General features: G+C 58.5%; 11 protein-coding genes. 2 read left to right on the forward strand and 9 right to left on the reverse strand.

The genetic code is table 11. The features are described from left to right. Positions 1–9: 9 nt before the first annotated feature. The 9 genes from QMX97_RS01140 to QMX97_RS01180 all read right to left on the reverse strand — a co-directional run bounded on the left by QMX97_RS01140 (position 10) and on the right by QMX97_RS01180 (position 7,832). Positions 10–318 (reverse strand): DUF2388 domain-containing protein, encoded by a 309-nt coding sequence (locus QMX97_RS01140; protein ID WP_065902868.1) that lies wholly within the window; start codon positions 316–318, stop codon positions 10–12. Between the two features lie 103 nt (positions 319–421). Beyond that, complete coding sequence (locus tag QMX97_RS01145; protein ID WP_282395639.1) at positions 422–742, reverse strand: DUF2388 domain-containing protein; 321 nt, start codon at positions 740–742, stop codon at positions 422–424. A 135-nt stretch (positions 743–877) separates the two neighbouring features. Beyond that, positions 878–1,063, reverse strand: coding sequence for a DUF1127 domain-containing protein (locus QMX97_RS01150; protein ID WP_106805523.1), 186 nt, complete (start codon positions 1,061–1,063; stop codon positions 878–880). Positions 1,064–1,325: 262 nt separating this feature from the next. Further along, positions 1,326–1,541, reverse strand: coding sequence for a DUF1127 domain-containing protein (locus QMX97_RS01155; protein WP_003187413.1), 216 nt, complete (start codon positions 1,539–1,541; stop codon positions 1,326–1,328). A gap of 318 nt (positions 1,542–1,859) precedes the next feature. After that, positions 1,860–3,353 (reverse strand): acetyl-CoA hydrolase/transferase family protein, encoded by a 1,494-nt coding sequence (locus QMX97_RS01160; protein ID WP_065902871.1) that lies wholly within the window; start codon positions 3,351–3,353, stop codon positions 1,860–1,862. Positions 3,354–3,587: 234 nt separating this feature from the next. Then, positions 3,588–5,024: an NAD(P)(+) transhydrogenase (Re/Si-specific) subunit beta gene (locus QMX97_RS01165; RefSeq protein ID WP_106805522.1), complete on the reverse strand. Its 1,437-nt coding sequence runs from the start codon at positions 5,022–5,024 to the stop codon at positions 3,588–3,590. Further along, positions 5,024–5,344 carry an NAD(P) transhydrogenase subunit alpha gene (locus QMX97_RS01170; protein ID WP_003187417.1) on the reverse strand — a complete coding sequence of 107 codons (321 nt, stop codon included), beginning with the start codon at positions 5,342–5,344 and terminating at the stop codon, positions 5,024–5,026. The genes QMX97_RS01165 and QMX97_RS01170 overlap by 1 nt, the downstream gene beginning before the upstream one ends. A gap of 14 nt (positions 5,345–5,358) precedes the next feature. Further along, complete coding sequence (locus QMX97_RS01175) at positions 5,359–6,480, reverse strand: Re/Si-specific NAD(P)(+) transhydrogenase subunit alpha (protein ID WP_065902877.1); 1,122 nt, start codon at positions 6,478–6,480, stop codon at positions 5,359–5,361. Between the two features lie 452 nt (positions 6,481–6,932). After that, a complete protein-coding gene (locus QMX97_RS01180) occupies positions 6,933–7,832 on the reverse strand; it encodes a LysR family transcriptional regulator (RefSeq protein WP_106805521.1) in 900 nt (299 codons plus the stop codon). 157 nt (positions 7,833–7,989) lie between these two features. On the opposite strand from QMX97_RS01180, the gene QMX97_RS01185 reads away from it, so the two are divergent. Together QMX97_RS01185 and QMX97_RS01190 are read left to right on the forward strand one after the other, a co-directional pair. Beyond that, positions 7,990–9,171 carry an acyl-CoA dehydrogenase gene (locus tag QMX97_RS01185; protein ID WP_003187423.1) on the forward strand — a complete coding sequence of 394 codons (1,182 nt, stop codon included), beginning with the start codon at positions 7,990–7,992 and terminating at the stop codon, positions 9,169–9,171. Between the two features lie 13 nt (positions 9,172–9,184). Then, a complete protein-coding gene (locus QMX97_RS01190) occupies positions 9,185–10,405 on the forward strand; it encodes a CaiB/BaiF CoA-transferase family protein (RefSeq protein ID WP_282395644.1) in 1,221 nt (406 codons plus the stop codon). Positions 10,406–10,814 lie beyond the last annotated feature (409 nt).

Genomic DNA, 10,814 nt, shown 5'->3' on the forward strand with positions numbered 1-10,814 from the left:
CAAAGATGATTATTGGACGAGAATTGCTTGCGCCAGTTCAAGGTCGCTGGCGTTAAGTTTTGGCTGGGCGCGGCGCAGATAATTCAGCGCTGATTCCAGGCGTGCCCCCCGCCATTGGCCGTCAGTGGCGATGAAAGCGGCTGCATCATCCTGGGCGGCCATGACTACTTTTCTGTCGAAGGGCGCAGAGGTCACCTTGCTGGTGGCGTAGGCGCTCGCGACGGTGCTCTGGGTGGTCAGGTCAAAGGCCGAGGCCATTGGCGACCAACCGATGGAAAACAACACAGGGACTATTAACAGGCGGTATGAAAAAGCCATGGGACTCGACAACTGAAAACGAGCGCCAAGGCTAGCGCAATGCCCGGGCGAGAGCCAGTACGGCGGCACCAAGGAGCGGCGGGCGCTCCCTGTGTCAGCTTAATCAGATAGCCAGGATGGCCTGGGCCAGTTGTGCGTCAGTCGCGGTATTCAATTGCGGGGCCTGTTGGCGGATCTGGGCCAGGGCGCTCTCCAGCTTCACGCCACGGATGGCGCCTTCACTGGCAACAAAGCTGGCGGCGTCGTCGCGGGCGGCGCGCACGACTTTGTTGTCGCGCAGGGACGAAGTGGCATCGGAGCTGGCATCCGAGGTGGCCTTCAGTGCACCGACGATGGAGTCGGTGGTCACGATGAAGCTGGTCGCGTGGGCGTTGGCAGCCAGGGCCAACAGGGCAGCAGCACTCAGCAGGCGAAGACGGGACATGGGGTGACTCCTGTAGATGAACGAATAAAGTGGCGCAGGACAGCTGTTGGGATCAGACGCCCGTCCTAAAGGGTTCGCCACGTGGTGAGCGGATATTAAGCCGCCGTTTATCCGTTCGGGTAGCGTCTTGACTGCCTAGTCACGCCAGAACGGCTTGGAGAGCTCGGCCATTCGGTCTCCATGGCTGATGCCGGAGTCGGACAGTTCACGAGGATCGAGTTGGGCCAGTTGGCGTCTTTCGTATGCGTGACGCGCCCACTTGGTCAGTACGCAGGCGGTGCGGCGTAATAGATGCTTACAAAGAGAGGTGCGCGTAGCCATGGTGGGTGCCTTTGATGAGGTCCTGGAACACCATGTTGGGCGAGAGGTTGTGACCGATACAGATACACCCAAGCTAAATTGTACTGCTTAATTGTTATAATTATTCAACTGTACCTGTTCCTGCAAAGGCCTTCTGTTTTAGCGCCTCAAACGGGAATCCCGGAAACAACAAAGCCCGCCTCCGGTGACCCGGGGCGGGCTTTGTTTTGACAAATCAGAGTGCTGGCAGTGGACCCGTGGGGTCAGGGCCAGCGGGCGCCAATCAGCGCCAGAACGGCTTGCTCAGCTCTTCGTAGCGTTGAGCTTCGCTGATACCGGCGTCAGCCAGCAGACGCGAATCCAGACGAGCCAGTTGGTGGCGGCTGGAGATGCGGCGCTGCCACAACATCAGGTTGGCGAGAACGCGCAAAGGCAGGGAGGCCTGGGTGTTTACAGCTTTTTCTTCGAAGAACAGTTCGGAACTGAGTGTACGTTCCATGATGACATCCTTCCGCTTGTGGCGGGATTAGGTAGTGGTTTAACTGATGCCAATGATCCTCCTCCGACGCAAGACTCTCTAGATACAGTTCACCTGTATTGTGAGGGGCCAGTTAACTGTTTAAGGGTGCTGTACTGTACGGAAATGGGGCAACTGTACCTGTCTGCACTGAGGCGGTGCGAAATTGGCAGTTTCGTCGACAATCGTAGGAAATTTCGGTAGGAAATGACCGGTACAGCAGTACAGTTTTTTCAAAAAAGGTCGGTCGGTTCATCGAGCTGATGAAACTGTGTTTGCATCAGCTCGAATCTGTATCAATCAAGCCTTGAGCATATGTCCGGTTTCTTCGAGGTTGATGTGCCAACTCAGTGCTTCGCGCAGGATGTGCGGAGTGTGGCCACCGATGGCGCAGGCGGATTCGAAGTAACTGTTCAGCGCATCGCGATAGGCCGGGTGCACGCAATTGTCGATGATCACCCGCGCGCGCTCGCGGGGCGCGAGGCCGCGCAGGTCGGCGAGCCCGACCTCGGTTACCAGGATATCGACGTCGTGCTCGGTGTGGTCCACGTGACTGACCATCGGCACCACGCTGGAAATCGCGCCGCCCTTGGCAATCGACTTGGTGACGAAAATCGCCAGGTGCGCGTTGCGCGCGAAATCCCCGGAGCCGCCAATGCCGTTCATCATCCGCGTGCCGCAGACGTGGGTGGAGTTGACGTTGCCGTAGATATCGAACTCCAGCGCCGTGTTGATGCCGATGATGCCCAGGCGCCGTACCACTTCCGGGTGGTTGGAGATTTCCTGCGGGCGCAGCACCAGTTTGTCCTTGTAGTGTTCCAGGTTGCCGAACACATCGGCATTGCGCCGCTCCGACAGCGTGATCGAACTGCCCGAGGCAAAACTCAGCTTGCCGGCGTCGATCAGGTCGAACGTCGAGTCCTGCAATACTTCTGAATACATGGTCAGGTCTTCGAATGGCGACTCGATCAGGCCGCACATCACCGCGTTGGCGATGTTGCCGATCCCGGCCTGCAGCGGGCCAAGCTTGTTGGTCATGCGACCGGCGTCCACTTCCTGCTTCAGGAAGTTGATCAGGTGATTGGCGATACCCTGGGTGTCCGCATCAGGCGGCGTTACCGTTGAGGCGGAGTCGGCCTGGTTGGTGATCACAATCGCGACGATCTTTTCCGGCGGGATCGGGATCGCCGTGCTGCCGATGCGGTCGTCGACCTTGACCAATGGAATCGGGGTGCGGGTAGGCCGGTACGTCGGGATATAAATGTCGTGCAACCCTTCCAGGTTCGGGTTGTGTGCCAGGTTGATCTCGACAATTACTTGCTTGGCGAAAATCGCGAAGCTGGCCGAGTTGCCGACCGACGTGGTGGGCACGATATGTCCTTGTTCGGTGATCGCGACGGCTTCGATCACAGCGATGTCCGGCAGCTTGAGCTGGTTGTTGCGCAGTTGCTCGACGGTTTCTGACAGATGCTGGTCGATAAACATCACCTGGCCGGCGTTGATCGCCTTGCGCAGGGTGCTGTCGACCTGGAACGGCATGCGTCGCGACAGCACGCCGGCCTCGGTCAGTTGCTTGTCCAGGTCATTGCCCAGGCTGGCGCCGGTCATCAGGGTGATTTTCAGCGGCGAAGTCTTGGCGCGTTCGGCCAGGGCGTGGGGGACGGCCTTGGCTTCACCGGCGCGGGTGAAGCCGCTCATGCCGACGGTCATGCCGTCCTCGATCAGTGCGGCGGCGTCTGCCGCGCTCATGACCTTGTTCAACAACGAAGGCAAGCGGATACGATCACGGTACATGAATTGTTATCTCAGGCTACGGAAGCAAGGTGGGCAGTGTAGTGATTTCAAAAAATTTCGGCCCGCTACCATGGTCGAATGCCAGGCGGCGATTTAGAGCCTTTGGTCGGGTTTCATGTGAGTGCGCAAAGCGGGACGCAGAGCATCCCTGACTGCATTCCCACGCAGGGCATTGGAACGAAAAAACCCCAGCCTACGGGAGGCCAGGGTTTCGGGTATTGCGCTGGCGCAGTGTTATTCGACGGCTTTGACCATGTCTTCGATGACCTTCTTGGCATCACCAAAGACCATCATGGTCTTGTCCAGATAGAACAACTCGTTGTCCAGGCCGGCGTAACCACTGGCCATCGAGCGCTTGTTGACGATGATGGTCTTGGCCTTGAACGCTTCCAGGATCGGCATGCCAGCAATCGGCGAGTTCGGATCGTTCTTGGCGGCCGGGTTGACCACGTCGTTCGCGCCGAGCACCAGCACCACGTCGGCCTGGCCGAACTCGGAGTTGATGTCTTCCATTTCGAAGACCTGGTCGTAAGGCACTTCGGCCTCGGCGAGCAGTACGTTCATGTGGCCAGGCATGCGGCCTGCCACCGGGTGGATCGCGTACTTCACGGTCACGCCATGGTGGGTGAGCTTCTCGGTCAGCTCCTTGAGCGCGTGTTGTGCCCGCGCCACAGCCAGGCCGTAGCCTGGAACGATGATCACCGTGTCGGCGTTGGTCAGCAGGAAAGTCGCGTCATCGGCCGAGCCGGATTTCACTGGGCGCGCTTCTTTAGTACCGGCTGCAGCACCGGCATCCGGCGCATTGCCGAAACCACCGAGCAGTACATTAAAGAAGGAGCGGTTCATCGCCTTGCACATGATGTACGACAGGATCGCGCCGGACGAACCTACCAGCGAGCCGGCGATGATCAGCATCGAGTTGTTCAGCGAGAAGCCGATCCCCGCCGCTGCCCAGCCGGAATAGCTGTTGAGCATCGACACCACGACCGGCATGTCCGCGCCGCCGATCGGGATGATGATCAGCACGCCGAGCACAAAGGCCAGGGCCAGCATCAACGCGAAGGCCGTGAGGTTGCCGGTGAACATGAACGTCAGGCCCAGGCCGAGGGTCAGCAGGCCGAGCATCAGGTTCAGCTTGTGCTGGCCGCCGAACTGTACCGGTGCGCCCTGGAAGAGGCGGAACTTGTACTTGCCCGAAAGCTTACCGAACGCAATCACCGAGCCGGAGAAGGTAATCGCACCGATGGCTGCGCCGAGGAACAGCTCCAGACGGTTACCCGCCGGGATCGAGTCGCCCAGGTGTTTGACGATGCCCAGGGATTGCGGTTCGACCACGGCAGCAATCGCGATAAACACCGCGGCCAGGCCGATCATGCTGTGCATGAACGCCACCAGCTCCGGCATCTTGGTCATTTCCACGCGCTTGGCCATGATCGAGCCAGCGGTGCCGCCGACCAGCAAGCCAACGATCACGTAGCCGATACCGGCAGTGGCCAGCTCAGCACCGAGCTTATAGATGAGGCCCACGGTGGTGAGTACTGCCAGCGCCATGCCAAGCATGCCGAACAGGTTGCCCCGCCGAGAGGTGGTTGGGTGTGACAAGCCCTTGAGGGCCTGGATAAAGCAGATCGACGCGATCAGGTAGAGCGTCGTGACCAGATTCATGCTCATTACTTCGGCGCCTCTTCTTTTACTTTCGGGGCTTTCTTCTTGAACATCTCCAGCATCCTGCGCGTCACGAGGAAACCGCCGAACACGTTAACGGCTGCCAAGGCCACGGCCAACGTGCCCATGGTCTTGCCCAGCGGGGTTACGGTCAGCGCGGCAGCAAGCATGGCGCCGACGATCACGATCGCCGAAATCGCGTTGGTCACGGCCATCAGCGGGGTATGCAAGGCCGGGGTGACGTTCCAGACCACGTGGTAACCGACATAAATCGCCAGCACAAAGATGATCAGGTTGTAGATACCGGGGGAGATAAGCTCTTCCATCGTCTGAATCCCTGTTAGGCGTTTTTGCGGATGACTTGGCCGTCGCGGCACATCAGGCACGCGGCGACGATGTCGTCTTCGAGGTTGATTTCAAACTGCCCTTCCTTAGTGAAGACCAGCTTCAGGAAGTCCAGCAGGTTGCGTGCGTACAAGGCAGACGCGTCGGCGGCGACGGCACCGGCGAGGTTGGTCGGGCCACAGATGATCACGCCGTTCTCGACCACGACCTGATCGGCGACCGTCAGCGGGCAGTTGCCGCCCTGGGCCGCCGCGAGGTCGATGACCACTGAGCCGGGTTTCATCTGCGCGACGGTTTCGGCGCTGAGCAAGGTCGGCGCCTTGCGGCCGGGGATCAGCGCGGTGGTAATGACGATGTCGGCCTGCTTGGCGCGCTCGTGCACGGCCAAGGCTTGGCGCTGCATCCAGCTGGTGGGCATGGGGCGAGCGTAACCGCCGACACCGACGGCGCATTCGCGTTCTTCATCGGTTTCGTAAGGCACGTCGACGAACTTGGCACCGAGGGATTCGATCTGCTCTTTCACCGCCGGACGTACGTCGGATGCTTCGATCACCGCACCCAGGCGTTTCGCCGTGGCGATGGCCTGCAGGCCAGCGACACCAGCGCCGAGGATCAACACGCGTGCGGCTTTTACCGTACCGGCGGCCGTCATCAGCATTGGCATGAAGCGCGGGTAGTGATGGGCGGCGAGCAAGACGGCCTTGTAACCGGCAATGTTGGCCTGGGACGACAGCACGTCGAGGCTCTGAGCCCGTGAGGTACGCGGCGCGGCTTCCAGTGCAAAGGCAGTGATGCCCTGCCCGGCCAGCTTGGCGATGGTTTCGTTGCTGAACGGATTGAGCATGCCCACCAACACGGTGCCGCTTTTGATCAGCGCCAGTTCGCTATCGCTGGGAGCCACCACCTTGAGAATCAGCTCGGCGCCAAACGCATCGCCGGCGCTGCCAATGGTTGCGCCTGCCGTTTCATAGGCACTGTCGACGATGCTGGCGTTGAGGCCTGCACCGCTTTGAACAGTGACCTTATGGCCCTGGCCGATCAGCTTCTTGATGGTTTCTGGGGTGGCAGCCACCCGCGTTTCACCGGTCTGGGTTTCGAGAGGAACACCAATGTGCACGTCAAATCTCCTGCATGATCTTTTTGCTTTTGATCTTTTTGTAAAAAGGCCAGTGCACCGTGAGTGGCGCAGCTGGGGCGGCCGATCAGCACGATCCCGCTGAAATGACAGCGGGGCGCGGCATTTTGCAGGCGAACTTTACGGCCTTCAAGGGATTATGACGGGTGACGAAAAATTAACTACAAGTCAGCCTGTGACTGATTGTCGCAATGCGCCTGAATAACCTCTTTAAATACAGGTGTTTAAAGGCTTGTAGGCATTTGTTGGGGCTTTTTCGATGGCCGGTGTGAATAGTCAGGTATGAGTCTGCGATAGTCGCCACAAGCCATGAAAATCATGGCTTTGAGCCTTGTTTTTGACAGAACCGTACAGTCTGCTTAAAAGCGACATATACGTATATCTGTAGGTCTTCAAATTAATTGACTACAAAGTCAGCTATGAGCTTTAGGCCTTTAAAGGCTTGGGCTGTAGCGTTGTGACTGATCGACTAACCAGTCCCTGAAAGCATGCAATGATGCGGATTCGACTTTTCTCTCCGGAATCATCAAGTAATAAGCCTTCGAGCTACTCAGGGCCTCAGGACTCGCAATCACTAGATGCTGCTCTTTCAGCTCGCGCTGGATAAGGAAAGGCGGGATCAGCGCGATACCCATGTCATGCATGGCTGCCTGCGACAACATCGAGAATAGCTCGTAACGCGGTCCTGTCATGTCGCGGGGTATGTTCAGTTGTTGCGCGTTGAACCACTGCCGCCAGGCATAGGGTCTAGTGGTCTGCTGCAGCAATGGCAGTTCTGCGATCTCCTGGGGGCTGAAATGTGTGCGATTGCCCATCAGGCGCGGGCTGCACACGGGGACAGGGTTTTCTCCCATCAGTCTGTGGGATTCGGTACCCGACCAGTCAGCATCTCCAAAGTAGATCGCAGCGTCGAATTCGGTGTCGGCAAACAGAAAGGGGCGCGTGCGGTTGGTCAGGTTAACCGTGACTTCCGGGTGTTGGCGTTGGAAATCCTTGAGGCGCGGTATCAGCCACTGAGTGCCAAAGGTGGGTACCACGGCCAGCTCGATGACATTGGCGCCCTGCTGGCCCATCACGGACAAGGTGTCGCGCTCCACGGCATCCAGCTGCGTGGCGACGCGGCGGCTGTACGAAAGCCCTGCTTCCGTCAGCTTGACCCCGCGTCGAGAGCGTCGAAACAGCTCGACACTTAAAAACTCCTCAAGGCTGGCGATCTGTCGGCAGATGGCGCCTTGGGTAATGGAAAGTTCGTGCGCCGCCTTGGTGAAGCTCTCGTGGCGGGCTGCGGCCTCAAAGCTGACCAGTGCAGTAGTGCTGGGTATTTTTCTGCGCATGTACCTAGTCCTCACTTATAAAGCGCGTCTGCGCCCTTGTTGGCTGCTTCGGAGTGAGAAATTAGCACAACCCTATGCAGAAACCTCGTTTGCCCTAAGCGTTCGCTCGGCCTAGGCTCCATGCACGACTTCTGATTTTCCCTGCGAGGACTCATTCATGGCTGGTAAGGCAAGCTTCAACTGGATCGATCCACTGCTGCTGGATCAACAGCTCACCGAAGAAGAGCGCATGGTGCGTGACAGTGCTGAGCAATTCGCCCAGGACAAGTTGGCACCCCGCGTACTCGAAGCCTTCCGCCATGAAAAGACCGACCCTGCGATCTTCCGCGAGATGGGCGAAACCGGCCTGTTGGGCGCGATGATTCCCGAGCAGTACGGTGGCAGTGGCTTGAACTACGTCAGCTACGGGTTGATTGCTCGCGAAGTCGAGCGGGTCGACTCCGGGTATCGCTCGATGATGAGTGTGCAATCCTCACTGGTCATGGTGCCGATCAATGAGTTCGGTACCGAGGCACAAAAACAGAAGTATCTGCCGAAGCTGGCCTCCGGCGAATGGATCGGCTGCTTTGGTCTGACAGAGCCTAACCACGGTTCTGACCCAGGCGCGATGATTACCCGTGCACGCAAAGTGGACGGCGGCTACAGCCTGACCGGCGCCAAGATGTGGATCACCAATAGCCCGATCGCCGATGTGTTTGTGGTGTGGGGCAAGGACGACGCCGGCGATATTCGTGGGTTCGTCCTGGAAAAGGGCTGGAAAGGTCTCAGCGCTCCTGCGATTCACGGCAAGGTCGGGCTGCGGGCATCCATCACCGGCGAGATCGTCATGGACAACGTGTTTGTGCCGGAAGAGAACATCTTCCCGGATGTGCGCGGATTGAAGGGGCCTTTCACGTGCCTGAACTCTGCACGCTATGGCATCTCGTGGGGCGCGCTGGGGGCTGCCGAGTTCTGCTGGCACACCGCGCGCCAATACACCCTGGATCGTCAGCAGTTCGGCCGTCCGTTGGCGGCCACGCAATTGATCCAGAAGAAGCTGGCCGACATGCAGACCGAAATCACGCTGGCCCTGCAAGGGTGCCTGCGGCTGGGGCGGATGAAGGATGAAGGCACTGCGGCGGTCGAGATCACTTCGATCATGAAGCGCAATTCGTGCGGCAAGTCCCTGGACATCGCCCGCATGGCGCGGGACATGTTGGGCGGTAACGGCATCTCCGATGAATTTGGTGTGGCGCGGCACCTGGTCAACCTGGAGGTGGTGAACACCTACGAAGGTACCCATGATGTGCACGCCTTGATTCTGGGGCGCGCGCAAACCGGTCTCCAGGCTTTCTATTAATAGGAGCATGGGCATGGGCGCGCTTTCGCATTTGCGGGTACTGGATTTATCACGAGTACTGGCAGGCCCCTGGGCCGGGCAGATCCTTGCGGACCTTGGGGCCGAGGTGATCAAGGTCGAGCGGCCGGGTAATGGGGACGACACGCGCGCGTGGGGGCCGCCCTTCCTTAAGGATGCCTATGGTGAAAACACCAGTGAGGCGGCGTACTACCTGGCTGCCAATCGCAACAAGGAGTCGGTGACCATCGACTTCACGCAGCCGGATGGGCAGAAGCTGGTGCGTGATCTGGCTGCCAAGTCCGACATCCTGATCGAGAATTTCAAGGTCGGCGGTCTGGCGGCGTACGGGCTGGACTATGCGTCGCTCAAGGAGATCAATCCGGAGCTGATCTATTGCTCGATTACGGGCTTTGGCCAGACGGGCCCCTATGCGTCTCGCGCCGGTTATGACTTCATGATCCAGGGCCTGGGTGGGCTGATGAGCCTGACGGGTCGGCGTGATGGTGATGAAGGCGCTGGGCCGGTAAAGGTGGGTGTGGCGCTGACCGACATTCTCACGGGGCTCTACTCCACGGTGGCGATCCTCGCAGCGCTGGCTCACCGGGATCATGACGGCGGCGGCCAGCATATCGATATGGCGTTGCTGGATGTGCAGGTGGCTTGCCTGGCTAACCAGGCCATGAATTACCTGACGACGGGTGTGTCGCCCAAGCGCCTTGGCAATGCTCATCCGAATATCGTGCCTTACCAGGATTTTCCTACGGCTGATGGGGACTTCATCCTGACGGTAGGTAATGACGGCCAGTTTCGTAAGTTTGCGGACGTGGCAGGGCAGCCGCAGTGGGCGGACGATCCGCGTTTTGCGACTAACACGATGCGAGTGGCTAATCGCGCAGAGCTGATTCCGTTGATTCGCCAGGTTACGGTCTTCAAGACCACGGCCGAGTGGGTGTCATTGTTAGAGCAGGTAGGTGTGCCGTGTGGGCCTATTAATGATTTGGCCCAGGTGTTTGCCGACCCTCAGGTCCAGGCGCGTGGATTGGCGATTGCCCTGCCCCATGCCTTGGCGGGGATGGTGCCTCAGGTTGCCAGTCCAATCCGGTTATCCAAGACGCCTGTCGAGTACCGAAGTGCGCCTCCTCTATTAGGAGAGCATACGGCGCAGGTGTTGAGGGATGTGTTGGGGTTGGGGGTGGTGAATATCGCGGCGTTGAAGGAGGCAGGCGTTATCTAGGGGCGTCCCTTCTATATAGAGGCCGAGTGTTGCTTCATTGATGGTTTTTTAACCAATCATAACTAATTGATAGAAAAGCAAAATTAAGGGTTGACGGCAGATTCTGGAAGTCTATAATTCGCCCCACTTCCGGCGTAGTCGAAACGGAAAACTCCTTGGTAAACAAAGAGTTACGCGAGATTCGACAGCGACTTGCTTCAGTTCATCGAAGCCCAGAAGGAGTTGGTAGAGCAGGGTTGTTTGGCTCTATTAACGTTTCGATCTTCTCGGTCGAAAGCGGAGAAAAGAGGTGTTGACAGCAGCGTGTAACGCTGTAGAATTCGCCTCCCGCTAACGAGAGATCGGAAGCGCAAGTGGTTGAAGTTGTTGAAGAAATCTTCGAAAACTTCTGAAAATAATCACTTGACAG

This window comes from Pseudomonas sp. PS01298, assembly GCF_029959745.1.
Lineage (GTDB): Bacteria > Pseudomonadota > Gammaproteobacteria > Pseudomonadales > Pseudomonadaceae > Aquipseudomonas > Aquipseudomonas aylmerensis.

Coding starts and splice junctions, on each gene's coding strand:
- QMX97_RS01140 (WP_065902868.1), bottom strand. CDS start 318: ATGGCTTTTTCATACCGCCTGTTAATAGTCCCTGTGTTGTTTTCCATC.
- QMX97_RS01145 (WP_282395639.1), bottom strand. CDS start 742: ATGTCCCGTCTTCGCCTGCTGAGTGCTGCTGCCCTGTTGGCCCTGGCT.
- QMX97_RS01150 (WP_106805523.1), bottom strand. CDS start 1,063: ATGGCTACGCGCACCTCTCTTTGTAAGCATCTATTACGCCGCACCGCC.
- QMX97_RS01155 (WP_003187413.1), bottom strand. CDS start 1,541: ATGGAACGTACACTCAGTTCCGAACTGTTCTTCGAAGAAAAAGCTGTA.
- QMX97_RS01160 (WP_065902871.1), bottom strand. CDS start 3,353: ATGTACCGTGATCGTATCCGCTTGCCTTCGTTGTTGAACAAGGTCATG.
- QMX97_RS01165 (WP_106805522.1), bottom strand. CDS start 5,024: ATGAGCATGAATCTGGTCACGACGCTCTACCTGATCGCGTCGATCTGC.
- QMX97_RS01170 (WP_003187417.1), bottom strand. CDS start 5,344: ATGGAAGAGCTTATCTCCCCCGGTATCTACAACCTGATCATCTTTGTG.
- QMX97_RS01180 (WP_106805521.1), bottom strand. CDS start 7,832: ATGCGCAGAAAAATACCCAGCACTACTGCACTGGTCAGCTTTGAGGCC.
- QMX97_RS01185 (WP_003187423.1), top strand. CDS start 7,990: ATGGCTGGTAAGGCAAGCTTCAACTGGATCGATCCACTGCTGCTGGAT.
- QMX97_RS01190 (WP_282395644.1), top strand. CDS start 9,185: ATGGGCGCGCTTTCGCATTTGCGGGTACTGGATTTATCACGAGTACTG.